This is a genomic window from Rhodococcus sp. KB6 (assembly GCF_001445685.1).
GTDB classification, from domain to species: Bacteria; Actinomycetota; Actinomycetes; order Mycobacteriales; family Mycobacteriaceae; genus Rhodococcus_F; species Rhodococcus_F qingshengii.
In genome coordinates this window covers 351586-375392 of sequence record NZ_LNAK01000163.1, presented here as the reverse complement: position 1 = coordinate 375392, position 23807 = coordinate 351586, and the positions used below count along the sequence as shown (strand labels likewise).

The window sequence follows — 23807 nt, the reverse complement described above, 5'->3', positions numbered from 1 at the left end:
AACACGGCCTCCAGGCCCCAACCCGGGTGTATCTCCGAGTTGAAGCCTATCGGCGTGAAGTTGTGCGCCTGAACGGGTGTCACCACTCAGTCAGGTTTTGAATGTGGTGTTGGCCGGCCTCGGTTGCTGCTGCGGGTCAATCGAGGGTGGTGGGATGAACCACGGTTTGTTGTCGGCGCCTATTCGGATTTCCCATTTCCCGACGAACCCGGATTTTCGGTGCATCAACCGATGATGTGAACGGCACAGCAGGACCAGATTGTTCATCACCGTCGGGCCACCGTTCGCCCAGTGCCGGATATGGTGCGCATCGGTCCACGCGGGCACACATGTGCAACCCGGGAACGCACAGCCTCTGTCTCGGGCAATCAACGCCACTCGCTGTTCGGCGGTGACCAACCTCTTCCCTGGTTTCGCATCGAGCGGCGCGCCGTGATCGTCGAGCAGGACCGTGGAGAGGAAACAATCACACCCGAGAAGCCTGGTCTGCGACACCGACAGCGGTCCCAGCCAGGGCATGTGCCCGACATCAAGATCGGACAGCTCCAGTGAGCCGTCATCACCCGAATCCGAAGACTGTGCGGCCCAATCCCGATGCTCCGCCAAATCACGAGCATTGATGTGCACATTCACATGCGGACGCTGACCACCATCGGTACCAGTCTTGGCGCAATCGAGATAACGCCGGATCAGTTCCGTGAACCCATCCGCAGTCCGCTTCGCCGCCGACCGGGCATCGGGAGTCCCGTCCGGTGCCGGGGTCGGCATCGTCAGATTCGACAACGCCGACAACAACATTTCCCCGCTGAGGGCATCGAAATCCCCACGCACCACCACTCGACCGTTCAATGTCGAAGCAATCCGCAACTCATTGAGATCGACATCCTCGGCGGGCGGAATCTCATCGGATTCGAAAATTCGCTCCAAAGTCGCGATCACGTTCCGCACTTTCGTCGTCGTCGCCTCCACCCCCGACGCAGCAGCCAACAACAAATCGATGCACTTCGGTAATGCCTCCTCCGGCATCCCCTTCGGCGGTGACTCGCAGAACGCCACGATCAACACCGCATGCTCGAACGAGCAATCCCCGCCATCGAACCGAGCAGCCACCGCCGGAAACGGCCGCAAAGCCGCACCCAACGCGGCGATCTTCTTCCCGTCCCGAACCTGCAGCATCGTGTTCGCCGCCAACCACGAACCGACACCGCGGCTGGCAATCACCTGATCATCCGGGCGCAACGACAACTCGTCCACCACCGCCACACGCACCGCCTCGAGGCGCAGAATCTCCGCACTCGCCTCGACAGCAGCAGCACGCAACTCAGAAGCAGACAACTGCCACAACCGTCCGCGTAACCCCACCGCAGAACCAGACACCACATCCGACAACAAGACGCTCATTGAATCCCCCGATCCCCTCCCCAAATCATACTCGAACACCCGTTCGAGTCAAGAGTGGTAGACCTCGAGCGCCCGCGCTACCGATTCGTCACCCGCAGGTAGCAACGGCAGTCGCACATTGGGAGTCGGAATCTGTCCCAACGCATGCAATACGCCCTTGATCACAGTCGGGTTCGGTTCGGAAAACAGAGCTCCGGACAGCTTCGACAAACTCCGCCCGAGGTCACGGGCGCCGTCCACATCGCCACTGTCCCAAGCTTTTACCAAGCGGACGAACTCAGCGGTCGACACATGAGCGGACGCCAAGATGCCACCGGCCGCACCCAAGGCCAGAAGAGGCGCGAGAAACAGATCATCCCCCGCCAGTACGGCGAAGTCGCCTGGAAGATCCGCGAAGAGTTCGACGGCAGCTGCGTCGATACCGCCCGCGGCATACTTCACACCAACAACCCCGGGCAAAGTACCCACCTCCTGCATAGTGCCGCTGTCCAGATCGCACGCAGTTCGGTACGGCACGTGATAGACGATCAGCGGCACTGGGCTCGACGACTGCAGATGCGCGAAATGCGCCACCACACCGGCTTTCGACGGCCTCGTGAAGGAGGGAACCGGCACCAAGGCCGCCGAGACCTCAGGCCACCGAGCCAGCCTCCCGAGCGCCTGCGCACTGCCCGCCGTGTCGTTACTGCCCGCGCCGACGATCAACGTCGCACCTCTCGCACGGCACACATTCGCACAGATATCCAGAACGGTCACTCTCTCCTGTTCGGTGAGTGTTGCGGCTTCCGCTGTAGTCCCCAGCGCAACGAGTCCGACCGCACCCTCGGAGAGGACCTGGTGCGCAAGCTGTTCGAGTGCATCGGTTGCAATACGACCGTCGCTCTCGAAGGGCGTGATCAGTGGAACATGGATTCCGGCCAGGTCAACTCGAGTCGTAGTCATAGAACTCAGCCTCACCGAACAAACCTTGTAGGTCTAGTTCGCATTTCCATCGTCGAGCGTAAGCTGAGCTGATGCTCGATGTTCGCCGACTGAAGCTCTTGCGCGAACTAGCGCTGCGCGGAACCATCGTTGCCGTTGCCGAGGCGCTGTCGTTCAGTCCCTCCGCGGTGTCGCAGCAGTTGGCCGTCCTCGAACGTGAAGCCGGCGTGCCGCTGCTGGAACGAACAGGCCGTCGCGTCCGACTGACACCCGCCGGTGAGAACCTCGCACGTCATGCCGAAGCCATCCTGCAACGCCTGGAGCAGGCGTCAGGTGAATTGGTCGACGCACGTCGTGGACTGGCGGGGCCGCTGCGCATCGGAACGTTCCCGACCGCGGCACGGGCGATCCTCCCGGCGGCATTGATCGCCCTGTCTCGCGAGCATCCCGGGTTGGAACCGATGGTTTCGGAGATCGACCCGGCGGACGTCGCCGACGACCTACGAGCTGGGACTCTGGACTTGGCATTGATTCACGACTACGACTTCGTCCCTCGCCCCACCGAACCGGGCCTGACGACATTGCCGCTGTGCAGCGAAGCCGTGTACCTCGCTTCGAGTGACATCGAGTCAGATTCCCACGACGCTGTCGCATCGCTGACCGACTGCGTAGAACGTCCCTGGATTACCGCAATTCCCGGAACTGCTTGTCATGCAATGACTATTCGCGCATGCCAGGCAGCTGGATTCACCCCGAAAGTGCGACACCACATCGACGAGTTCGCCACCGTTCTCGCCCTCGTCGCTGCGGGACAGGGTGTTTCGCTGGTTCCTGAACTCGGAGCAATCCATCCGCCGCTAGGTGTGCGCCTGACGCCGATGCCCATTCGACGAAGGACGAAGATTGCACACCGAGCGGGCTCCGACGCTCACCCGGCGGTCGCAACCGTGACAAACGCGCTTCGCTCGGCCGTCCCACAACTGCTGGACGCCGAGCAATAGCGGCATCTACATGTCGAGCCCGAGGTCGAGGACCGTCACCGAGTGTGTCAGGGCACCTACAGCGAGGTAGTCGACGCCGGTTCGGGCGTACTCTGCGGCAACGTCGATGGTGAGACCACCGGATGACTCGAGTTTGGTTTCTGGAGCAACAGCGTCTCGGCGCTGGACCGCGATCTGCGTCTGCCACAGCGGGAAGTTGTCCAGCAGAACAAGTTCCACGTTCTCCGCCAGCACCTGATCGAGCTGAGTGAGGTTGTCGACCTCAACTTCGCACTCGATGTCCGGGGCGAGCTCACGGACCGCACGAAGTGCTGCGACCACCGAACCGGCAGCAGCAACATGGTTGTCCTTGATCAACGCCGCGTCACCCAATCCCATACGGTGGTTGACGCCTCCGCCCACGTGGACTGCATATTTCTGCAGAGAACGCAGTCCGGGCAGCGTCTTTCGGCTGTCCCGCACTTTGGCACGAGTGCCGACGATGGCGTCGACCCACTGTGATGTCGCCGTGGCGATTCCCGAGAGATGGCAGACGAGGTTGAGCATCGTGCGCTCTGCCGTGAGAAGTCCGCGGGTGGGCGCGACAACGGTGAGCACCGATTGACCTGGCGCAACCCGAGTTCCGTCGGCCACCCGATCAACGACCTCGTAGTTACCCGCGCCGATCACCTCGTCGAGAACAAGCAGTCCGACGTCGATGCCGGCGACAGTACCCGAGGAGCGTGAGACGACCGACGCCTTCGCGACCGCATCGGCGGGAACCGTTGCGGTAGAAGTGATGTCGGGTCCATAGCGCAGATCTTCGTCCAGAGCGAGCCTGACCAATGTGAGCAGCTCGTCACGGTCGAGCGGCGCGGGCAGGATCTTCTGCTCGGTCATCAATGAACTCCTGTCAACAACATGTCGGGTATTTCGAGCGCTCCGTCGGCACCCATCTTGATCCGAGTGCTGCGACGCTGATTCGGATCTGTTTCAGGATAGTCGGTGCGGGTATGGCAGCCACGGCTCTCGGTTCGCGCCACGGCCACGTCGACCAATGCAGTCGCGGTCAACGTGAGCGCCGCGTCTTCGAGGTCCGGAGCAGCCACCGCCACTGTCTGTTCGGCGTCGGCAAGCGCGGCTCGCGCAATCTGGAGACCGCCTCCGTCGCGAACCACCGACGCGTGTGCCGTCATGACGGACTGCACGGTCTCTCGCGGCAGGATCGGCATCGGCTTGCGCACCACGTTGACCACTTCGGCATGAACCTCGCGACGCTCGGCAGCTGCGATTCCTGCACGCTCCCCGACTACCAAACCCTCGAGAAGGCTGTTGGACGCAAGACGATTCGCGCCGTGCAATCCCGTGCGAGCCACTTCGCCTGCTGCGTAGAGACCAGGCACTCCCGTTCGTCCATGGACGTCGGTGGCGACTCCGCCGCACGAATAGTGCGCGGCCGGAGCGACCGGAATTAATTGGGTGCGTGGATCGATGCCCGCTTCGAGGCAGGACGCCGTGATGGTCGGGAATCTCGAATCGAAACCGTCGAGCTTGCGAGCGTCGAGATAGACGTGATCAGTGCCGAGATCGCGTAGGCGTGCTGCGATTGCCCTCGAGACCACGTCACGCGGGGCGAGATCACCCAGCGGATGAACACCTGCGGTGACCGAATCACCGTTGGTGTCGACAAGAATCGCGCCCTCGCCGCGGACCGCCTCACTGATCAGGGGTCGGCGGCCTACCCCGCCCGGAGTGAAGAGCACCGTCGGATGGAACTGAACGAACTCCAGGTCCGCAATCGCCGCACCGGCTTCGAGTGCCAACGCGATTCCGTCGGCAGTCGCTCCGGGCGGATTTGTGCTGCAGGCATACAGCTGACCGAGTCCTCCGGTAGCGAGCAGCACCGCGGGCGCATGGATCACTCCGAGGCCTTCCGGCGAGGAGACGATGAGTCCGCACACCCCACGCCGGTTGGTCACCACCTGGACTGCCGCTGCACCGAACAGAACGGGGAGCCCGGCAGCATTGAGAGCCCGCTGCACTTCCGCGCCAGTGGCGTCGCCGCCGGCATGGATGATCCGACGCGTGCTGTGCCCACCCTCGCGGGTGCGCGACACCTCGCCGTCTCGCCCGCGATCGAAGACCGCTCCCAACGCGGCCAGCGCAGCAACAGCGTCGTGACCAGCTTCGACGATGGAATAGACAGCTTCCTCGTCGCACAAACCGACGCCGGCCTCACACGTATCCGAAACGTGCGACTCGACGGAATCGGTATTCAGATCGTCGACGACCGCGATGCCGCCCTGCGCGTACTGAGTCGCGGTGTCCGTCGGACCGCCCTTGCTGACCGTGAGTACTTTCAGTCCCCGCAGAGAAGCGGTGCGCGCAGCGGTGAGGCCCGCGACACCGCCTCCCACGACGACCAGGTCGGCATGAGCCTCCCAGGCGAAACGCCCGGCAGGGCTGGTCACTCGCCGCCGCCCGGATTACCGATCTCGATCATGCGCTGCACCGACTTCTGTGCACGCTTGGCCATCTCGAGATCGACGTGGACCTCGTCCTTGCCCTCGAGAAGGCAGCGAAGCAACGCGGCAGGCGTGATCATCTTCATGTACGGGCACGACGCGCGGTCGTTGACGGCCTGGAAATCGACGTCGGGCGCCGCCTTGCGCAACTGGTGCAGCATCCCGATCTCGGTCGCGACCAGAACCTGCTTGCTCTTGGTGACGCGGGCAGCGTCGAGCATTCCGCCGGTGGAGAGAATCTTGACCTTGTCCGCGGGGACCGCGCCTTCGCCGGCGAGGTACAGAGCCGAAGTGGCGCAACCACATTCAGGGTGAACGAACAGCTCGGCGTCCGGGTGCGACTTGGACTTGGCCGTCAGCTCGTCACCGTTGATGCCGGCGTGCACGTGGCACTCACCAGCCCAGATCTGCATGTTGGTACGGCCCGTCACGCGCTTGACGTGAGCTCCCAGGAACTGGTCCGGCAGGAACAGAACCTCGCGGTCGGGATCGATCGAGTTGACCACGTCGACGGCATTGGACGAGGTGCAGCAGATGTCGGTGAGACCCTTCACCTCTGCGGTTGTGTTCACGTACGACACCACCAGCGCGTTCGGGTTGTCGGCCTTCCACTCACGAAGCTGCTCGGCATTGATCGAGTCGGCCAGAGAGCAGCCGGCTCGCTCGTCCGGGATCAGCACAGTCTTGGACGGCGACAGGATCTTCGCGGTCTCGGCCATGAAGTGCACACCGCAGAAGACAATCGTGTCCTCGGGCGCCTCGGCAGCGATTCGCGACAGCGCCAGGGAGTCACCGACATGATCGGCGACGTCCTGAATCGCAGGCAGCTGGTAGTTGTGCGCAAGAATCGTCGCGCCGCGTTCGCGAGCCAGACGTTTGATCTCAGCGGCCCACTCGGGGGTCGCTTCGACTCCGTTGTATCCGCCGGGGCCGTCGTGAATCTGCGAGGCCGATCCCTCCCATAACGTCGTGGTCGTCATGGCGTTCTCCTTCACCGTGAACCCGGGCTCGTCACCCAGTTCAAATCCGGACGGGCTGGCCCGGATTTCCGTATTCGAGGTTTTCGACTTAGGATCGAAAACGTGCCCAATAGTAACACCACCCACGAAGTGCTTGCAGCGGTGTTCCAAGTTCGCACCTTCCCCGCAAGCATCGCCGCAGGTGACGGCGATCACTGCCCGCAAGGTCGTGAAGAGTTGGCCGTGCTGCTGTGGCAGCGTGCACTCAACCCACAGAAGGGCACGTGGTCCCTGCCCGGGGGCACTTTGCGCGACGACGAGGACCTGACGACCTCCGCTCGACGACTCCTCGCCGAGAAGGTCGACCTACGAAAGGTCGCCCACCTCGAACAGCTCTCCGTCTTCAGTGATCCACAGCGCGTGCCGGGTCCGCGCCGCATCGCGTCGACCTTCCTCGGACTCGTTCCCCTCAGCGCCGACCCACAACTGCCACCGGACACGGCCTGGCACCCCGTTTCGAAGTTGCCGGAGATGTCGTTCGACCACGGAACCGTCGTACGGCACGCACGCAATCGACTTGCCGCGAAACTCTCGTACACCAACATCGCATTCGGGCTGGCCCCGGAAGAGTTCGCGATGTCGACACTGCGCGAAATCTACTGCGCTGCCCTCGGTTACCAGGTCGATGCCACCAACTTGCAACGCGTGCTGGGGCGTCGAGGCGTTCTGACTCCCACCGGCAACACCGCACCGTCCGGCAAGTCTGGTGGACGTCCACCCGCCCTGTACCGTTTCACCGACTCCACCTTGCGGGTCACCGACGAATTCGCCGCACTACGGCCGCCAAGCTGACACCGATCGCACTGTCAGGCAACAGCTTCGAGACTTCCGCGTTGCAACCACACCGAGGTCACGGCGCCGGCCGGATCAATGACCCGGTTGATTACACCGAACCGAGTCGTCACCCGATCGAGAATCCGATCGGCCTGCCAACGATCCGTCGGATCGGCGACAATCGCAAAGAAGCGATGGCCAGGTTTTCCCGCCATGACGCGAACCAATTCGGTGACCGTCCGCGCCGTGACTGCCACGCTCCAACCAGCGTCGAGAAACTCGGCGGCCGTGCGCGCACCGTGCTCGAATCCGATGTCCGTGACAAGTACAACTCCCCTGTTGGGGGCGATCTCTGAAACACTCATTGCCGAACCTCCACTCGGAATCAAACTTCTTGACTCCTATGTAAGTCCGCAATCTTGTGCTTCCCTTGTGCTGGTTCTGTGAGAACTCTGGGGAATTGCGCGCCCCACCTCAGACAGCCCTGGAAAGGCCCGCCCAGAAGACCGTCGAGGCCGCGTTCACGACCTCGCCCACCGGCACGTCGCCCAACATTCCGCCCGCAGCAAGCGTCGCGACGCCGTGGAACGTCGCAAAGGCAACCAGCGCAATGCTTTCCGGATCATCGGCGGCAATGTCACCTGCGGCCTGAGCTTCCGACACGAGCCGGACGGTCAGGTCCATCGTCGCGTGCCCCGCGTTGACGACAGTTTCGGCGGCGCCCGGCGCATGCTTGTTGCTGTACATCAGAGAGAGCAGGCCCGGATGCTCCAGCGCAAAATCCACGTAGGCATTGGCGAGCGAGGAGAACCGGGCCCTCGCGGTCGGTGGAGCATCCGCGACTGCCCGCTCGAGCGCACCGGTCATCCGATGGAATCCACTTTCGGCCAAGGCATCGAGCAAAGCCTGGCGATCACGAAAGTGCTTGCCCGGAGCCGCGTGGCTCACGCCCGCCTCACGCGCGAGTTGCCTCAGCGACAACTTGTCGACACCATCTCGTTCGAGTGTTGCTTCGGCCGACGCCAGGAGTTCCTGTCGCAGGCTGCCGTGATGATACGGCTGTTCGTGGGCGGGCATGGTGGCACCATATCAAAATGTTGTCATTGACAACTATGGTGTCAGTGCCTACATTTGGGATCACCCGAACCGAAGGAGCCACCATGGCCATCGACGTAGCCGGAACCACCGTCCTCATCACCGGAGCCAGCGCTGGGCTCGGAGTGGAATTCGCTCATCGCTTTGCCGCTCGCGGCGCAAACCTGGTTCTGGTCGCCAGGCGGGCCGACCGCCTCGAGGCACTCGCCACCGAACTCCGTGGCGCCCACGGCATCATCGTGACAGTCCTGCCCGCCGACCTGGCCGCACCCGGCGTCGGTGCATCGCTGCACCAGGAGCTGACAAACCGTGGCATCACCGTCGACTCGCTGATCAACAACGCCGGATTCGGAACACACGGGGCATTCGTGGACGAAGATCTCGAGCGCGTCACGTCCGAGATTCAGCTCAACATCGCCACGCTGGTCGAGCTGACACACACATTCCTGCCCGACCTTCTCACCGGCCGCGGAGCACTGGTCAACGTCGCCAGCACAGCGTCGTTCCAGCCGACACCGGGCATGGCCGTCTACGGCGCGTCCAAGGCGTTCGTACTCAACTTCACCGAAGCACTCTGGGCCGAAGCTCGCGGCAGCGGATTGACTGTATTGGCGGTGTGCCCCGGTCCGACGCGCACCGAGTTCTTCGACGTAGTCGGCTCCGAAGACGCGGCGGTCGGGCGAATGCAGACGGCAACTCAGGTGGTGGACACCGCTTTCCGAGCACTGGATCGACGCTACGCGCCGCCGACCGTCGTATCGGGACTGCCGAACTGGGTGTCCTCGATCAGCACTCGCTTCGCAACCCGCCGGTTGGGCGCGCTGATTTCCGGGCGACTGTTGGGTGACGTGCGAATGAAAGCCGAAACCAAGCGCTCGTCGACCTCGCCGGCCTAGCGACGCAACAGTTACGGAAGTTTCGGCTGGCTCTCGACTTCGGTCTGTTCGGTGTCGGTGGCCGGATCCCCAGATTCCGGATCCCCGGATTCCGGGTGGTCCCCCACCCCGAGGTCGTCGTACGGATTGAGCACTGCAAGAACCAATGTCACGACGCACGCCGCGAGCGGCTGAAACAGAAGCACGAGCAAAGTTCCGACGTTCGGGGCCCGCGCGATGATCTCCCCGACCGCCGGATTGTCGGCCGTAGGGAAACGCAGTTTTGTCACGCCCGAACCCACGAGTGCCATCAGTCCGGCACCTGCCACTGAACCGACTATCAACCCGCCCAGGGCATAAGGACCTCGACTCAGGCGTGCCAACCAGGCCGCCACAGCCGACAGCACACCGACGATCAGTGCCAGCCAGATGAACACGGCGCTCGCGTCGAACTGATGAAGGCTCTCACCCGTCAACGCGACGCCGCGCCCCTCGGACACCACCAACAGGTGCTCGGCCGGAGCCAAGAACGCCCACAGCACACCGACGAGCACGCTCACGCCCGCAATGGTTGCGGCGATCACGATCGCGGTGCGCAGACGAGTCTGCCGAAGAGAGATCACACAGAGTGACGCTACCTGCGGGCGACGTCGATCGAGTCGACGACACCGTGTCGGGAGCATTTCGCCCACCATCCGTCAGGGCTGACCTGAACGATCATGCGGCGCCCGCACTGCTCGCAGAAGCGAGGAGGCTCGAGCCCCATCGACGCCGCAGTCGGCGTCGGATCGTCGACGCCGTCGACGATCCGACGCCCGGTGAACGGGTTGTACCGCTCCTCGGTCACCGGAGTGCTCACAGAGTGTCGTTCAGTGCTTTGATCGGCATCTGCAGATCCACCAACAAATCCAGATCCTTCTCGGCGGGACGTCCGAGGGTCGTCAGATAGTTGCCGACGATCACGGCGTTGATTCCGCCGAGGATGCCCTGCTTGGCACCCAGGTCGCCGAGAGTGATCTCGCGTCCACCTGCGAAGCGCAGGATCGTGCGAGGCAGCGCGAGACGGAAAGCGGCCACGGACTTGAGCGCCTCACTGGCGGGCAGCACGTCCAGATCACCGAACGGCGTACCCGGACGCGGGTTGAGGAAGTTGAGCGGGACCTCGTCCGGCTCCAGTTCAGCCAGGTTGGCCGCGAATTCTGCGCGCTGCTCCAGCGATTCGCCCATGCCGAGGATTCCGCCGCAGCACACTTCCATGCCTGCTTCACGAACCATCCGAAGCGTGTTCCACCGCTCTTCCCACGAGTGCGTGGTCACGACGTTCGGGAAATGCGACTTCGAAGTTTCCAAGTTGTGGTTGTACCGGTGCACACCCATGGCGGCCAGTTGGTCGACCTGCTCCTGGGTGAGCATGCCGAGCGAGCAGGCGATCTGGATGTCGACCTCGTTGCGGATCGCCTCGATGCCTGCGGCAACCTGAGCGAGCAACCGGGCGTCGGGTCCGCGGACGGCGGCCACGATGCAGAACTCGGTAGCGCCCGACTTCGCAGTCTGCTTGGCAGCTTCCACCAAGCTCGGGATGTCCAACCACGCCGCGCGAACCGGCGACTGGAAGAGTCCGGACTGCGAGCAGAAATGGCAGTCCTCAGGGCAGCCGCCCGTCTTCAGGCTGATGATGCCCTCGACCTCGACCTCCGGTCCACACCACTTCATACGCACATCGTGGGCGAGAGCCAGCAGGTCTTCGAGCCTGTCGTCGTCGAGTCGGAGTACGTCGAGCACCTGGCTTTCGGTCAGGCCAACTCCTCTTTCGAGAACTTGCTCGCGCGCCTGGTCGAGGATGTCGACCGTCGCAGGGGCCGTGCTAATCGGGGGCGGGGTCACAGACGTCTCCTTCGAAACCAGCAAAATTGAACACCGTACAAGTTGAACGGTGTTCACGTTAGAGACGTGGTGGAATACTGTCAAAGGCGGGTCCGATCGACATTCGATCGAAAGCGCTCCACAGCGGGACGAAACGAGGGGAACAACAAGTGCAGTTGCGACGCGGCGACGTGCTGGACGGCGCCATGGCGATACTCGACGAGTTCGGACTTGCCGACCTCACGATGCGCAGGCTCGCAACCTCACTAGGCGTCCAACCCGGCGCCCTGTACTGGCACTTCCCGAACAAGCAGACCTTGCTCGGCGCGGTCGTCGACAAGATCCTCGAAGACCTCGACGCCCCCGTCGACGCAGACACGTGGCAAGAAGCGTATTCCGAACTGGCACACAGACTTCGGTCTGCCCTACTGGCGCACCGCGATGGCGCCGAGTTGGTCAGCGCCACCTTCGCTTCGCGGATGACGAACAGCAAGGTGCGCGAGCATTTCGTACAAGCCGGGCAAGAATCCGGTCTCTCACGCGAGCACGCCCAACTCGCGGCGTACGCCCTGCTGTATTACGTACTCGGCCATACCGTGGACGAGCAGTCCCGAGCGCAGATGGAAGAAATGGGGGCACTGACCAGAGCACCCATTTCCCCCGACTCCCCCGAGGTGATCGGCGGCGGTTCCGACGAGGACCTCCTCGACGGCGATCCGACAGTGCGCTTCCAGTTCGGCCTGGACCTGTTCATCGACGGCATTCGCACTCGCCTGAATTCGATCCCCGATTCAACGCCCATCGAATCGGCTCTACGACACTCCTGACAGTCGGAGTACTGCAGTAGTGCCGGCCGCGACAATCACCACGACCACCAACGGCGCCTTGAACCAGGCGCAGATGCCTCCGGCCACCACGCCGAGCATCCGCGCCGGCCCCGCAACGTCATGCCCGGTGAAGACCGTCGATGTCACAACCACTGCGAGCAGCAGCACCACGACAGCACGATCGAGGGTTTTCTCGGCGAAGCCGGAGAGCTTCACCCGAGCGCGGAGCAGAACGCCACTTGCCCGCAAAGCGTAAGAACCGCAAGCGAACACGACGATACCGATCCAGACCGACGCGGTATTCATCGAACCTTCTCCCGGAACGATATCGTCACCGCGATACTCAGCAGCGCAACGAGCGGAGCGGTACCGGGCGGCAGGAACGGCGACGTGGCCACCGCGACTGCTGCACCGATCAGGGCGGCAAGCAGCGTCACCTTCTCCTTCAGCGCAGGAAAGACAAGGGCCAGAATGACAACCGGAAACGCGGCATCCAATCCCAACGCGCCGGGGTCTCGGACGACGCTGCCGAGCAGCCCGCCCAGGAGAGCTCCGATCGGCCACGACACCGCGATCCCGATTCCACAGAACCAAAAAGCCGCACGCTTGCGCTCCACCGATTCCTGCGCCATGGCGACCGCGACGCTTTCGTCGTTGACCAGGTGCGCGCCGACCAACTTGCGCCAGCCCGAGCCCCTGCACCAGCCTGAATCCGTGTGGCGAGCCTCGCCGAGAAAAGATCCCGCTGCCAATCCGTAGGCGAAGTTTCGGGAGTTGATCAGCAAGCCGGCTACAACTGCAGCGACGGTGCCGCCTCCGGCCGCGATGATTCCGATGAACAAGAACTCCGAAGACGCTCCCAGAACGAGTACAGCCAACGCCAAAAGCTGCCACAACGAGAATCCAGCCGATCCTGCCGTCACACCGTAGGACACACCGACGATGGCCACGGAGAGACAGATCAGCACGCTCACCCGAACCGTGTCTCGATCAACTGTTCGCCATAAAGAACGCATGTATTCTATGTTGAACGAAGTGACACCGTTCGTCAAGTAGAACGATCGATCGGAGAATCGAACGATGCCCAGTAATGAAACGGATACAGCGGAGACTCCTCAGAAACTGGTCGCCGTCGCACTCAAACGCGAACGTGCCCGAGCAGGCTTGAGCCTTTCGGAGGTCGCCCGGCGCGCCGATATCGCCAAGTCCACACTCTCCCAACTCGAATCCGGACTCGGAAATCCGAGCCTCGAAACTCTGTGGGCACTCGGAAACGCATTGGGTGTGCCGTTCTCACAACTCGTCGACTCTCAGGCACAGACCGTTCAGTTGATTCGAGCCGGAGAAGGTCCCGCGATTGCGTCGGCAAACGCGTCGTACATCGCGACGCTCTTGGCGCCGAGCCCACCGAACGCGCGACGCGACCTGTATCGGATAGTCGCCGAACCGGGCGAGCCGCGTATTTCCACTCCGCATGCACGCGGCACCACCGAACACGTCGTGATCGGCACCGGACGGGCGGAGGTCGGGCCCACTGCAAATCCGATCGAACTCGGACCGGGCGACTATCTTGCTTATCCCGGCGACGAGGAGCACATCTTTCGGGCGCTCGAACCAGGGACGACAGCGATCTTGGTGTCGGAACACACCTGAGCCGCGATGAGTTTCGCCGCTGCGGGAAGTCTGTATCTGGGAGGTGATGTGGCCAGAGCCTCGATTGCCGACGACAGTAACGACCGACAGCAGGAGGACCCATGTCCGGATCCAGCATCAGCAGCATTTTGCTCTCGAGCACCGACCCCGAACGCTTGCGCGACTGGTACGCCGAGGCGTTCGCCCCGAAGGTCGACCGGACTCCCGGCGAACCCGGCTACGACGTGCTCGACTTCAACGGTTTCTACGTGATGCTCGACAGACGCGACGACGTCGACGAGACCAACCCCCAGCCGGGTCGCATGTTCCTCAACGTCGAAACCGACGACGCCCGGTCGATCGCACAGCGCATCGATGCGCTCGGCGGAAAATGGCACGCTCCACTCGAAGACCGCGGGGGCAGTTTGTTCGCCACTGCGATCGACCCCGACGGAAACTACGTTCAGATCATCGAGTTCAGCGAGGAAGCCAGGGCCGAGATGGAATCCGGAATGACGGATTCCCAAACCACCTAGTCCGGCAACCGCTGGGAACGGAGATAGTCATGCTTACAGACACGAAAGCATTCAGCGGATTTTCGGTGACAGACATCGACTCTGCAAAGAAGTTCTACGGCGAAACACTCGGGTTGAAGGTAACCGACGGAGACATGGGACTGATTCGCCTACATCTTGCCGGCGGAACCGAGATCCTCGTTTATCCGAAGCCGAATCACGAAGCGGCGACCTACACGATTCTCAACTTCGTCGTCGACGACATCGACACAACCGTCGACCAACTGACCGCACGTGGCGTGGAGTTTCTCAAATACGACGGATTCCCCCAGGATGCGCGAGGCATCATGCGTGGCAACGGCCCCGACATCGCCTGGTTCACCGATCCCGCCGGCAATGTTCTGTCGGTGATCAAGGAGTCCTGACGCGCTTAACCGCTGAACAGCTGCGACTGCCGCTGTTCAGCGGTGTCGGTGTTGGAGCGTTCTGCTGCCGCAGTTTCACGCTCGGCAGCCAGTTGCTCGGCGCTTTTTGCGTCGACAACGGGCTCCGACGCGCTGAGGTCGGAAAACAAGCCACTGCTCGATTCGTTCACATGCCACCCTTTTGCCTGGTCATCGTTGCCGCGCGCAGATAAACCTGCGTTAGAGATCGGTCGATGGCTACTCAATTACTGCCGCCCGTACGGCGCCGACAAGACGCCGATGACTCAGCAGTTCTTCACCCAGTGTTGCACGCCTGTGTTTTCCACGAGAAATTCGGTCCAGACGGGTTGTCATCGCCCGCACGGCGGAGCAATGTGAAAGATGAGCGCGGAGCAGGTCGGCAGCACTTTCGTCGGACACCTGGCCCCTCAATTCACCGCACAATTTTTGGAGGAATCATGTTGGGAATTGCTTTGGGCCTCGGCAGCGCCGCTGTCGGAATCGGCCTCGGACTGCTCGGCGCAGGAGCGGGAATTCTGCTGAGCGACAAGACCGTCAAAACCGCACGACGTGAACTCACCGCCTGACGAGGGCGAGCGCACTGAATTTTTGGGCACTCGGGTCGGTATTCGGGTGAACGCCGCGATGCGACACCCCGCGCAGTGGGTGTTCGCACGGGCCGCGCATCGACGTGGCGTGCATACCGGCGTAGATGTTCCGACGAGCGCGCAGGACGTGCTCGACCGGTTGACGGCACTCCGAATAAGTACGTGGAGTTACGGATTCGACCACAAGTCGGTCCGTCACCTGGGTCCGATGGCGCAAGACTTTGCGGCGATTTTCGGCTTGGGATCCAACGCCCGCCGGATCTCCGCCGTCGACGCGAACGGCGTCTGCATGGCGAGCATCCAAGCGTTGAACCGCAAAATCAGTGCCCTCGAGACAGAAGTCAGCGCGCTCGAGAAGGACGTGAACAGACTGAGACGGGAAACGGGAGACACGAGCACGACTCGGAATGCATTGGAAACAAACAACAATCACATATCCACACCGCTCGACGAATTCGGTGGATCCACCGGTCTGTAGTTTGTTCGGTGTGACCGCCCCTGATTCAGACTCCGACTCAGCGCCCAACGTGATTGCCGCGCTGTTCGACGTGACGTCCGATTCAGTCGGCGACGAACATGTCGAACAGGTACTTGCCGAATTCGGCTTTGGCGCAACGGAGGTCGCGGAGACCGCGGCCCGCATCCGGGCCAGTCGGTCGGAATTTCGGCGACTTCGCCGTCGCGAGAACGAATTGGCGGTTCTCTATTCGAGTGCACGTGAGCTCGCGCAGGTTCGCGACGTGGACACACTGCTGCAGAGGTTGGTCAACCGCGCACACGACATCATGGGCACCGACGTCACGTACCTGTCCGAGTTCGACGTGATCACTCGTGACCTGAATGTTCGAAAGACGGCCGGCGCGGTCTCGCCGGAACTCCAGCATCTGCAAGTTCCTGCCGGCGCGGGACTGGTCAGCGCGATTGCCGAATCTCGAGCAGCCCAATGGGTTCAGAACTACAGCGACTACACGCAGTCGCGCCATGACGAAGTGGTCGATGCCGCGATCGTCGCCGAGGGTCTGGTGGCGATTCTCGGCGTGCCGATGCTCTCCGACGGCCAGATCCTCGGAGTCCTGTTTGCCGCCGACCGTCGGGAACGGCGTTTTACCGCAGATCAGATCGCCCTGCTCTCGGCGCTGGCTGATCACGCCTCGGTGGTCCTGCAAACCGCGCGGGCACTCGACCGCGCCGAGGAATCCGCTGCCGAGACCGGGCGAGCACTCGACGAGCTGCGCGAACACGTGTCCGCGCGGGACAAATCGAACGTCGTCCACCAGGATCTGATCCACGCCGTTCTCCGCGGCGGCGGATACGCCCAGGTTGCACGAACTCTCAGCAGCTCTCTCGAGCGCAGCACCGTCGTCGTCGACAGTGAGCTACGCCCTCTCGTGAAATCCTCTGGCGAGCAGATCACGACGGTGCCGATGTCTCTTCCTCCCGCCGTGTCCGAGGCCATCGACCAGAGTCGCCGAAGCGGCCGATGCACGTTTGTCGCCGATGACAGTGAGACCGTGATCCAACTCGTCAGCGCCGTCACCGCCGGAGAATCGTTCCTCGGGGCCATCTTGCTGAATCGTTCGGACGCGCCGATCGGCCCCGTCGAACTCCGGACCGTGGAACGGGCAGCTCAGGTCACTGCCATCCTCGTGTTGCAACACTCGGCGGCGGCAGCAGCGGACCGGCGTGCACGTGACGAACTGGTCGCCGACTTGCTGAGCACTGCCCCCGAGCGCAGGCGCGATCTCGAACGTAGGACCCGAAACCTCGGCATCTCACTCGGCGAACTGGACACCGTCCTCGTGGTGTCGGTCGCTCCGGAACTCCGCACCGCCGCGCTCCGCGCAATCGGGCAGTCTCTGCCGGTAGCGGGGTTGGCGGCGCAGCATGCCGGATTGATCGCGGTGGTCTCGCGCTCGGGAAACCCGGCAGCCGCGGCGACGGTCATTCACCGTCAGATCACCGGTTCGGTAGGACCGCACGCAGTAGTCATTGCGCCGGCGACGGCGGAACGCCCCGAAGAGCTCCCGGCGCGCTTCACCTCGGCGCTGCGCACGGCCCGCCTACTCACGGCATTGGGCAAGACCGACGGCGCGGTCACGACGGCGTCATATCTGCCGTACACCGTTCTGTTCGGCGAAAATCCGGAATCACTTCATCAGTTCATCGACGAAGTAATCGGCCCGGTACTCGCGTACGACCGCGACAAGGACACCGATCTCACCGCGACCCTTCGTGCCCTGGTACGCAACGACGGGAGCCCGACCAAGGCTGCCCGCGCACTCAACTATCACCCCAACACCGTCGTTCAGCGTCTCGACCGCATCCGTACGCTCCTCGGTCAATCGTGGCGGGAAGACGAGAACTTTTTCCGGGTGTCCATGGCGACGAGGCTCGACGAACTTCGGGACGTGGGAACCGAAGAGGCCGGAAGCGGCATCACCGACAGCGCCGATGGTGCATGACACTACAATTTCGACCGATCGATGTGTCGTGAGCACGTGGCCTGGCAAGCATCGACCTCCCTACTGTGAAGCGGAGCACAGAACCACTTCAGGAGGACGACCCCCCGTGTCATCAACCAGCAGCCGATCAACCAACAGCCGCATCGCCGATTTCCGGTCCTACGACGTCGCCGCACGGCGCGCCGAGATCGTTCGCCAGACCGACCTGACCGAAGCAGACATCGCGGTCTACGACGCTGCCGACGGCCTCACCATCGATCAGGCCGATCGCATGGTCGAGAACGTCCTCGGCGTCATCGGCATCCCGGTCGGCGTGGCCACCAACTTCACGATCAACGGCACGGACTACCTGATCCCCCTCGCCACCGAGGAGCCGTCGGTAGTCGCAGCCGCGAGTAACGCTGCTCGCATCGCACGCGGACTCGGGGGCTTTCACGTCTCGAGCACGCAGCCGATCATGCAAGCCCAGATTCAACTCGTCGACGTCGTGGATCCGGCAGCTGCCCGCATCCGACTCCTCGAGGCACGTGAAGAAATCATTGCACTCGCCAACGAGCAGGACCCGAAGCTGGTCAGCGTCGGGGGTGGCGTGAAGGACATTTCGGTTCGCATCGTGTCCTCGGACAAGGCCGCCTACGTCGTCCTCCACCTTCATGTCGACGTACGAGATGCCATGGGCGCCAACGCAGTCAACACGATGGCAGAGGCAATCGCGGATCGAGTAGCCGAGATCGGCGGCGGGCACGTCGTTCTTCGCATTCTCACCAACAAGGCAGATCTGCGGCTGACGCGCGTTCGTGCCGTGTTCGACGCCGAATTGATCGGCGGCGCAGAGGTTGTGGACAACCTGATCCATGCCGCACGCTTGGCGGAGCTGGATCCCTACCGCGCCGCGACACACAACAAGGGCATCATGAACGGCATCAGCGCCGTGGTGTTGGCAACCGGAAACGACACGCGCGCAGTCGAAGCCGGGTGCCATTCCCATGCAGTCAACGCCGACGGGATCTACTCGTCGCTCTCGCATTTCGAGAAGAATGCCGACGGAAACATCGTCGGCACCCTCGAGCTACCCATGCCGGTCGGCCTCGTCGGCGGGGCCACCAAAGTGCACCCGGTAGCGCAGGCCGCAATCAAGATGCTCGGCGTCGAGAGCGCCGAGGAACTCGCCGGCATCATCCTGGCAGTCGGCCTGGCGCAGAACCTGGCTGCGGTCCGCGTTCTGGCCAGTGAGGGTGTCCAGCGCGGACACATGGGGCTGCACGCCCGCAACATCGCTGCCACCGCCGGAGCGCAGAAGAGCGAGATCGACGCCGTGGTGGCACGCCTGATCGCGGACAAGAGCATTCGCGTCGAGCATGCCGAGAAGGTTCTCGCCGAGATCCGCGGCGGAAACTGACGACAATGACCGAAACAGTTGCAGGATCACCGGTGTGGAAGCCGGCGCCTCATCGAGTGCCGGCGCCGGGGCTGCCGACCTCGGTCCGGATCTACGAAGTCGGGCCACGCGACGGACTTCAAGCGGAAACAGCGGTGATCCCGACCGAGACGAAAGCCCAGTTCATCGAACGCCTGGTCGCGGCCGGCTCCCGCACTGTCGAATTGACGAGTTTCGTCTCACCTCGATGGATCCCGCAACTTGCGGACGCGGAAGAATTGATGGGTCGGCTGCACCTGCCGGACTCGGTACGTACGGTCGTTCTTGTCCCGAACCGCAAGGGTCTCGAGCGGGCCGTCGCCGCCGGAGCAAGCGAGGTTGCAGTATTCGTCAGCGCCACAAAGGAATTCGCGAAACGCAACCTCAATTCCACGGTGGACGGCGCGATCGCCGCGGCTGCCGAGGTCACTACGGCCGCCCGAGCCCTGGGACTTCCCGTCCGCGGCTACATCTCCATGTGCTTCGGCGACCCCTGGGAAGGCTCCGTGCCCGTCGAGCGTGTCGCCGACATCGCAAAGACCCTGATCGACAGCGGTGTCACGTCACTCTCACTCGGCGACACCATCGGCGTCGGCACACCTGGCCATGTACTCGCTTTGCTCGGCGCCCTCCGAGAACGTGGCATCCCCACATCGCAGATCGCCATGCACTTTCACGACACCTACGGCCAGGCGCTGTCGAACGTCTATGCGTCGTTGACCGCTGGGGTATCCGAATTCGACAGTTCCGCAGGTGGTCTCGGACGGTGCCCATATGCCAAGGGCGCGACCGGAAATCTCGCCACCGAGGATCTGGTGTGGATGCTCCACGGCCTCGGGATCGACACCGGCATCGACCTGGATTCGCTCACCGATACAAGCATCTGGATGGCCGAACAGATCGGCCACTCGAGCCCGTCCCGAGTTGTCACCGCCCTCCGCGCAGCACGCACCTGACACTCGCAACGCAAGCCCCTCATCTCGCAAGCCCCTCCCTGTACGACCCCGCCATGCATGACACTGGAGAAGACTGATGTCACCACCGCAGCCGGCAACGACGCCGACCACCACAACCGAGCCGACCGAGCAGCAGACATACCTCGAGGTCTGGGGCGACACCGTCAACGGTCGACACCTCGCGATCTCCGTTGCAGTCGGCAGTGTCGTCGGCGCCTCGGCCCTTCTCGCGGCCCAGGCACTGTTCGAACGGGTCGTCAGCGAACCGTCGTTGGCCCAGGCGTACAGCCTTCTGGTCGGCATCGCGGCCTGCCTGCTCGCCGGCGTGGTCTGCGGAATCTTCATCAAGCCGAAGCGGATAGTCGCCTTGGCCGCCGCCGACGCGGAGTCGATCGACGGTGTCATCACGACGATGAGTGAACAGCGCCAGGGTCTGGGCACTCTCGCCGACATTCCGGAGCAGAGCCGACAGGAACTTCGCGAGCTGGGTCTGTACGACCACTTCGCCGCTGCCGAGGCCGAGCACGCACGGGTCTCGAACACACCGAAGGACGGTGGGCGCGCATGAGTTCGGTTCTGACCAACGAAATTCTGATTGCCGTTCTCTTCGGCATCATCGGTGCGGTCGCATTCACGTTCATCGGATTGATCTCCGGCACGGACGAGACCGCCACGATCGCACCACTGACTCTGCTCGTGATTCTGCTCGGCGCTCCCCCGGCGGCGGTCTTCACGTTCTTTCTCTCCGGTGCGATCGCCAAACACATGACACACGCGGTGCCGACGATGCTGCTGGGCATTCCCGGCGACACGATGGCGATTCCACTCTTGCCGGAAGCGCAGATGATGCGCTCACTCGGCATCCCGCACATCGCACTCCGCAAGGCGATCTCGGGAGCAGTGATCTCGGCGTTCGTCGCTGTGCCGGTTGCCGTTTTGTTCGCGACCATCCTCGCGCCGTTCGCGGACACCGTTCAGTCGATAGCACCGTGGCTGTTCCTGGTCGCCGCCATCGGCATCGCCTACGCCTCACCAGGCCGCTGGGCCGGGGTTGTCGCCCTCGTTCCCTTCGTCATCTTGATCCTCGGCGCCCGCGCGTTGACGTCGAATTACGATGTGTCGCTGAACATCAGCTACTTCCTTGCGATCGCAGTCGGGCCGCTGATCGCGGACCTCGCATTGACCTTGGGCCCGTCGAGCCGTAAGGACATGGAACGCAGTGAACCCAAAACCGTTGCATTGGCCCCGGACATCAAAGGATGGAGGGGATACTTCCCCAATCCTCTGAAGGTCCTCGATCGCAAGCAGATCGGTTACACCGCCGCCGCTTCCACGGTGTCGAGCGCAACCTTCGTCTTCAGCCCGGTCGCCATGACTGTTCTGATGGGTGAGCTGGTAGGTGCGCGGATCAAGAACGGCTATCACCGACTGACCACAATGGTCTCGGCGAAGAACGGTACGACGGAATCCACCTACATCGCGGAAACCCTCATCCCACTCGTCGCTTTCGGCCTTCCGCTCAGCCCGCTCGCGGCAGGCCCCGCAGCCCCTCTGTTCAACGCTCCACCGGTGTTCGAGACCAATCAGGAAACCGGAGTGATCAACAATCTCTCCACGTACCTGACGCAGTGGGAGTTCCTGCTCTACGGCCTGCTCGCAGTGGTCACGGCAACGGTCATCGCATACCCGTTTGCCATGAACTACGCGTACCGCGCTGCGTCAGCGGTGGTCAAGCACATCAGTCACGAAGCTGTGATCGCGGTGTTCACGGGACTCGTCGTCGTCATCAGCATCTGGGAGGGCGGCGTCCTCGGGCTTCTGATCACCGTGACGGTCGGCCTGGTCGGTGGCCTTCTCGGGCGCCTGTTCAAGATTCACGGCGGAGTTCTGTTCATGGGTTACTACGTAGCGCTGTTCAGTGTTCCTGCCCTGATCAATCTGTTCTGAATCGGTCGACTCCACCACCACGTGCGGACCCGCAACAAACTGCGGGTCCGCACGTATTTCTTCAGCTACCGACCGTGAGCGCCACGGTTCGATTGCGGTCCAACTTCTTCGCTCGATACAACGCCTCGTCAGCGCAATCGACCAATTGCGTCAGGTCTGCGTCGCCGTGGGGTGAACACGCGACACCGATGCTGACCGTCGGCCCGAATTCACCCAATACTGCCGACGAATTCTCCGCTTGCGCGCGTCGAATCATCTCGGCTGTTTCGGTCGCACCCTCGAGATCGACACCGGCCATCAGTACGACGAACTCCTCGCCGCCCAATCGGGCGAAGAGATGCTTGTCATCGAGGTGCCGCCGCACCTGATCGGCAAAACTCACCAACGCTGTATCGCCGGCACGATGACCGAGGTTGTCGTTCACCATCTTGAAGTGATCCAGATCCATCATCAGGACGCTGACCGGACGTCCAGAGTGGCGACGCGGATCGGTCGCACCCGTCACGCTGCCGCCTCGCCGCAAGAATTCGTCCCGGCGCAACGCACCGGTGAGATCGTCGTGGGTGACGGCCTGGGTGAGTGCCTCGAGCGCGCGGCGACGCTCGAGGATCACACAGGCCACCGCGATCGGCGCTACCGCCAGCAGCGACAATCCGATCTGGACCGACGCGCTGACCGGCGAGACGCCCTCGCTGGACAATCCGAGATGGCCGTCGGCCGTCAGTACCAACGTCCAGGCAGTTGACACAGCTGTGAGCACCGACGTGACAAATACATTGGTGAGCAAGGCTGCAGTCACCAGCGCCGGCATGGCAAACGCGATCGCTCCGGCACCGCCTATCACCCACTCCAAGATGATGCAGACGGCCAGCAGCGCCGTCGGAACGACTGATCGACGCACAAGCGTGGCAACAGCTTTCGGTTCTCGATCCACTCGTCGAAGCGAAGGGAATGTCAGCACCAAGGGGACGATGGTCATGTAGTTGACGAACTCACTCGAGAACCAGAGCAACCAGCCGTCCCACCACTGCCCGCCGAACAGCACGCGGTTCGCGATTCCGCCCACGAGCGCCGCCATCGACGCGGCGGCGACAGTCACAGACACGAGATAGCCGACGGACTGAATACTGGTCAGTCGACGGTCCTCACTGTCGACCCAGCGAAAGGCGTAGAAGCCGCTCGCAACCCCGACGATGTTGGCCGCGTTGAGCCACACCGTGGACTCCCATGCCCCACCGGTGATCAGGTCGGCTCCGACATAACCGACTACGACGCAGATCCAGGTGAGCAGTGTGGCGGAACGCGGCGACCGAAAGAGGATCCCGAGTAGCAGCGCGTTCGCCGGCCAGAAGACTGCAAGCGTGCCCGGCAGACGGCTCAGAATTCCGACCAGGCACGAGACGAAGACGACTACGCCGATAAGCAGTGCGCGACGTACGGCCGATGACGACAACGACTTTTCGACCGTGCTCACCACCTACATTCGACTGACCTACTCACAATTCGACAACCACTGTCGGCGACCAAGGCGCCCCGGATGCGGGGTCGCCGCAAGACACCCGTCG

General features: G+C 62.9%; 28 protein-coding genes. 14 read left to right on the top strand and 14 right to left on the bottom strand.

The genetic code is table 11. The features are described from left to right. Positions 1-90 precede the first annotated feature (90 nt). Together ASU23_RS32740 and ASU23_RS32735 are read right to left on the bottom strand one after the other, a co-directional pair. Complete coding sequence (locus ASU23_RS32740) at positions 91-1401, bottom strand: HNH endonuclease signature motif containing protein (RefSeq protein WP_058039482.1); 1311 nt, start codon at positions 1399-1401, stop codon at positions 91-93. Between the two features lie 48 nt (positions 1402-1449). Continuing rightward, the gene (locus ASU23_RS32735; RefSeq protein ID WP_054186699.1) at positions 1450-2343 is read right to left on the bottom strand and encodes a dihydrodipicolinate synthase family protein; all 894 of its coding nucleotides are present in this window, start codon (positions 2341-2343) and stop codon (positions 1450-1452) included. Positions 2344-2414: 71 nt separating this feature from the next. Between ASU23_RS32735 and ASU23_RS32730 the strand changes: the two genes are divergently transcribed. Then, positions 2415-3323, top strand: coding sequence for a LysR substrate-binding domain-containing protein (locus tag ASU23_RS32730; RefSeq protein ID WP_042450126.1), 909 nt, complete (start codon positions 2415-2417; stop codon positions 3321-3323). A 6-nt stretch (positions 3324-3329) separates the two neighbouring features. Here the strand turns inward: ASU23_RS32730 and nadC are convergent, their stop codons facing one another. From nadC to nadA, 3 genes are read right to left on the bottom strand one after another with little or no spacing between them, the layout of a single operon-like run. After that, a complete protein-coding gene (nadC, locus tag ASU23_RS32725) occupies positions 3330-4202 on the bottom strand; it encodes a carboxylating nicotinate-nucleotide diphosphorylase (RefSeq protein ID WP_058039481.1) in 873 nt (290 codons plus the stop codon). Further along, positions 4202-5773, bottom strand: a complete 1572-nt coding sequence (locus ASU23_RS32720) for an L-aspartate oxidase (RefSeq protein ID WP_003941771.1) — start codon at positions 5771-5773, stop codon at positions 4202-4204. The genes nadC and ASU23_RS32720 overlap by 1 nt, the downstream gene beginning before the upstream one ends. Then, positions 5770-6807 (bottom strand): quinolinate synthase NadA, encoded by a 1038-nt coding sequence (nadA, locus tag ASU23_RS32715; RefSeq protein ID WP_003941702.1) that lies wholly within the window; start codon positions 6805-6807, stop codon positions 5770-5772. The genes ASU23_RS32720 and nadA overlap by 4 nt, the downstream gene beginning before the upstream one ends. Positions 6808-6909: 102 nt before the next feature. On the opposite strand from nadA, the gene ASU23_RS32710 reads away from it, so the two are divergent. Then, positions 6910-7638: an NUDIX domain-containing protein gene (locus tag ASU23_RS32710; RefSeq protein ID WP_007733069.1), complete on the top strand. Its 729-nt coding sequence runs from the start codon at positions 6910-6912 to the stop codon at positions 7636-7638. A gap of 14 nt (positions 7639-7652) precedes the next feature. Here ASU23_RS32710 and ASU23_RS32705 read toward each other — a convergent pair whose 3' ends face one another. Next, positions 7653-7985, bottom strand: coding sequence for a hypothetical protein (locus tag ASU23_RS32705; protein ID WP_058039480.1), 333 nt, complete (start codon positions 7983-7985; stop codon positions 7653-7655). A gap of 109 nt (positions 7986-8094) precedes the next feature. After that, on the bottom strand, positions 8095-8697 hold the full coding sequence (locus ASU23_RS32700) for a TetR/AcrR family transcriptional regulator (RefSeq protein WP_054782042.1): 603 nt from the start codon (positions 8695-8697) through the stop codon (positions 8095-8097). A gap of 83 nt (positions 8698-8780) precedes the next feature. Between ASU23_RS32700 and ASU23_RS32695 the strand changes: the two genes are divergently transcribed. After that, entirely contained in the window at positions 8781-9611 is an 831-nt protein-coding gene (locus ASU23_RS32695) for an SDR family oxidoreductase (RefSeq protein WP_037126834.1), read from the top strand. Between the two features lie 11 nt (positions 9612-9622). On the opposite strand, the gene ASU23_RS32690 is transcribed toward ASU23_RS32695, so the two are convergent. The 3 genes from ASU23_RS32690 to bioB are packed head-to-tail and all read right to left on the bottom strand — an operon-like array spanning position 9623 to position 11459. After that, complete coding sequence (locus ASU23_RS32690) at positions 9623-10213, bottom strand: DUF2567 domain-containing protein (protein ID WP_003941661.1); 591 nt, start codon at positions 10211-10213, stop codon at positions 9623-9625. Positions 10214-10224: 11 nt separating this feature from the next. Continuing rightward, positions 10225-10449 carry a hypothetical protein gene (locus tag ASU23_RS32685; RefSeq protein WP_003941741.1) on the bottom strand — a complete coding sequence of 75 codons (225 nt, stop codon included), beginning with the start codon at positions 10447-10449 and terminating at the stop codon, positions 10225-10227. After that, positions 10446-11459, bottom strand: coding sequence for a biotin synthase BioB (gene bioB, locus ASU23_RS32680; protein WP_024487821.1), 1014 nt, complete (start codon positions 11457-11459; stop codon positions 10446-10448). The genes ASU23_RS32685 and bioB overlap by 4 nt, the downstream gene beginning before the upstream one ends. 164 nt (positions 11460-11623) lie before the next feature. On the opposite strand from bioB, the gene ASU23_RS32675 reads away from it, so the two are divergent. After that, positions 11624-12280: a TetR/AcrR family transcriptional regulator C-terminal domain-containing protein gene (locus tag ASU23_RS32675; RefSeq protein WP_007733086.1), complete on the top strand. Its 657-nt coding sequence runs from the start codon at positions 11624-11626 to the stop codon at positions 12278-12280. Here the strand turns inward: ASU23_RS32675 and ASU23_RS32670 are convergent. Together ASU23_RS32670 and ASU23_RS32665 are read right to left on the bottom strand one after the other, a co-directional pair. Next, positions 12266-12586 (bottom strand): AzlD domain-containing protein, encoded by a 321-nt coding sequence (locus ASU23_RS32670; protein ID WP_007733089.1) that lies wholly within the window; start codon positions 12584-12586, stop codon positions 12266-12268. The two genes, ASU23_RS32675 and ASU23_RS32670, sit on opposite strands and share 15 nt — an antisense overlap. Next, positions 12583-13296: an AzlC family ABC transporter permease gene (locus ASU23_RS32665; RefSeq protein ID WP_058039518.1), complete on the bottom strand. Its 714-nt coding sequence runs from the start codon at positions 13294-13296 to the stop codon at positions 12583-12585. The genes ASU23_RS32670 and ASU23_RS32665 overlap by 4 nt, the downstream gene beginning before the upstream one ends. Before the next feature lie 64 nt (positions 13297-13360). On the opposite strand from ASU23_RS32665, the gene ASU23_RS32660 reads away from it, so the two are divergent. From ASU23_RS32660 to ASU23_RS32650, 3 genes are all read left to right on the top strand, one after another. Beyond that, positions 13361-13933, top strand: a complete 573-nt coding sequence (locus ASU23_RS32660) for a helix-turn-helix domain-containing protein (protein WP_030537098.1) — start codon at positions 13361-13363, stop codon at positions 13931-13933. A gap of 101 nt (positions 13934-14034) precedes the next feature. After that, complete coding sequence (locus tag ASU23_RS32655; RefSeq protein WP_058039479.1) at positions 14035-14448, top strand: VOC family protein; 414 nt, start codon at positions 14035-14037, stop codon at positions 14446-14448. Positions 14449-14477: 29 nt separating this feature from the next. Next, entirely contained in the window at positions 14478-14852 is a 375-nt protein-coding gene (locus tag ASU23_RS32650) for a VOC family protein (protein WP_030537100.1), read from the top strand. Positions 14853-14857: 5 nt separating this feature from the next. Here ASU23_RS32650 and ASU23_RS34410 read toward each other — a convergent pair whose 3' ends face one another. Continuing rightward, on the bottom strand, positions 14858-15022 hold the full coding sequence (locus ASU23_RS34410; RefSeq protein ID WP_003941708.1) for a hypothetical protein: 165 nt from the start codon (positions 15020-15022) through the stop codon (positions 14858-14860). 288 nt (positions 15023-15310) lie between these two features. On the opposite strand from ASU23_RS34410, the gene ASU23_RS35175 reads away from it, so the two are divergent. The 7 genes from ASU23_RS35175 to ASU23_RS32620 all read left to right on the top strand — a co-directional run bounded on the left by ASU23_RS35175 (position 15311) and on the right by ASU23_RS32620 (position 22242). Beyond that, on the top strand, positions 15311-15439 hold the full coding sequence (locus ASU23_RS35175; protein WP_003941742.1) for a hypothetical protein: 129 nt from the start codon (positions 15311-15313) through the stop codon (positions 15437-15439). Further along, the gene (locus ASU23_RS32645; RefSeq protein ID WP_030537101.1) at positions 15423-15938 is read left to right on the top strand and encodes a tail fiber domain-containing protein; all 516 of its coding nucleotides are present in this window, start codon (positions 15423-15425) and stop codon (positions 15936-15938) included. Before ASU23_RS35175 ends, ASU23_RS32645 begins: the two co-directional genes overlap by 17 nt. 10 nt (positions 15939-15948) lie before the next feature. Then, a complete protein-coding gene (locus tag ASU23_RS32640) occupies positions 15949-17922 on the top strand; it encodes a helix-turn-helix domain-containing protein (protein WP_058039517.1) in 1974 nt (657 codons plus the stop codon). 106 nt (positions 17923-18028) lie between these two features. Continuing rightward, the gene (locus ASU23_RS32635; RefSeq protein ID WP_050655329.1) at positions 18029-19321 is read left to right on the top strand and encodes a hydroxymethylglutaryl-CoA reductase, degradative; all 1293 of its coding nucleotides are present in this window, start codon (positions 18029-18031) and stop codon (positions 19319-19321) included. 5 nt (positions 19322-19326) lie between these two features. After that, positions 19327-20295, top strand: coding sequence for a hydroxymethylglutaryl-CoA lyase (locus ASU23_RS32630; protein WP_081557965.1), 969 nt, complete (start codon positions 19327-19329; stop codon positions 20293-20295). A gap of 76 nt (positions 20296-20371) precedes the next feature. Continuing rightward, entirely contained in the window at positions 20372-20863 is a 492-nt protein-coding gene (locus tag ASU23_RS32625; protein ID WP_003941716.1) for a hypothetical protein, read from the top strand. Further along, complete coding sequence (locus tag ASU23_RS32620) at positions 20860-22242, top strand: tripartite tricarboxylate transporter permease (protein WP_058039478.1); 1383 nt, start codon at positions 20860-20862, stop codon at positions 22240-22242. The genes ASU23_RS32625 and ASU23_RS32620 overlap by 4 nt, the downstream gene beginning before the upstream one ends. Before the next feature lie 61 nt (positions 22243-22303). On the opposite strand, the gene ASU23_RS32615 is transcribed toward ASU23_RS32620, so the two are convergent. Beyond that, positions 22304-23716 carry a GGDEF domain-containing protein gene (locus ASU23_RS32615; protein ID WP_230358774.1) on the bottom strand — a complete coding sequence of 471 codons (1413 nt, stop codon included), beginning with the start codon at positions 23714-23716 and terminating at the stop codon, positions 22304-22306. Between the last annotated feature and the right edge of the window lie 91 nt (positions 23717-23807).

What these genes read in the sequence shown, in the direction of transcription:
- nadC (WP_058039481.1), bottom strand. Translation starts at nt 4,202, where the DNA reads ATGACCGAGCAGAAGATCCTGCCCGCGCCGCTCGACCGTGACGAGCTG.
- ASU23_RS32735 (WP_054186699.1), bottom strand. Translation starts at nt 2,343, where the DNA reads ATGACTACGACTCGAGTTGACCTGGCCGGAATCCATGTTCCACTGATC.
- ASU23_RS32705 (WP_058039480.1), bottom strand. Translation starts at nt 7,985, where the DNA reads ATGAGTGTTTCAGAGATCGCCCCCAACAGGGGAGTTGTACTTGTCACG.
- ASU23_RS32625 (WP_003941716.1), top strand. Translation starts at nt 20,372, where the DNA reads ATGTCACCACCGCAGCCGGCAACGACGCCGACCACCACAACCGAGCCG.
- ASU23_RS32695 (WP_037126834.1), top strand. Translation starts at nt 8,781, where the DNA reads ATGGCCATCGACGTAGCCGGAACCACCGTCCTCATCACCGGAGCCAGC.
- nadA (WP_003941702.1), bottom strand. Translation starts at nt 6,807, where the DNA reads ATGACGACCACGACGTTATGGGAGGGATCGGCCTCGCAGATTCACGAC.
- ASU23_RS32740 (WP_058039482.1), bottom strand. Translation starts at nt 1,401, where the DNA reads ATGAGCGTCTTGTTGTCGGATGTGGTGTCTGGTTCTGCGGTGGGGTTA.
- ASU23_RS32655 (WP_058039479.1), top strand. Translation starts at nt 14,035, where the DNA reads ATGTCCGGATCCAGCATCAGCAGCATTTTGCTCTCGAGCACCGACCCC.
- ASU23_RS32630 (WP_081557965.1), top strand. Translation starts at nt 19,327, where the DNA reads ATGACCGAAACAGTTGCAGGATCACCGGTGTGGAAGCCGGCGCCTCAT.
- ASU23_RS32660 (WP_030537098.1), top strand. Translation starts at nt 13,361, where the DNA reads ATGCCCAGTAATGAAACGGATACAGCGGAGACTCCTCAGAAACTGGTC.
- ASU23_RS32650 (WP_030537100.1), top strand. Translation starts at nt 14,478, where the DNA reads ATGCTTACAGACACGAAAGCATTCAGCGGATTTTCGGTGACAGACATC.
- ASU23_RS32665 (WP_058039518.1), bottom strand. Translation starts at nt 13,296, where the DNA reads ATGCGTTCTTTATGGCGAACAGTTGATCGAGACACGGTTCGGGTGAGC.
- ASU23_RS35175 (WP_003941742.1), top strand. Translation starts at nt 15,311, where the DNA reads ATGTTGGGAATTGCTTTGGGCCTCGGCAGCGCCGCTGTCGGAATCGGC.
- ASU23_RS32670 (WP_007733089.1), bottom strand. Translation starts at nt 12,586, where the DNA reads ATGAATACCGCGTCGGTCTGGATCGGTATCGTCGTGTTCGCTTGCGGT.
- ASU23_RS32700 (WP_054782042.1), bottom strand. Translation starts at nt 8,697, where the DNA reads ATGCCCGCCCACGAACAGCCGTATCATCACGGCAGCCTGCGACAGGAA.
- ASU23_RS32730 (WP_042450126.1), top strand. Translation starts at nt 2,415, where the DNA reads ATGCTCGATGTTCGCCGACTGAAGCTCTTGCGCGAACTAGCGCTGCGC.
- ASU23_RS32620 (WP_058039478.1), top strand. Translation starts at nt 20,860, where the DNA reads ATGAGTTCGGTTCTGACCAACGAAATTCTGATTGCCGTTCTCTTCGGC.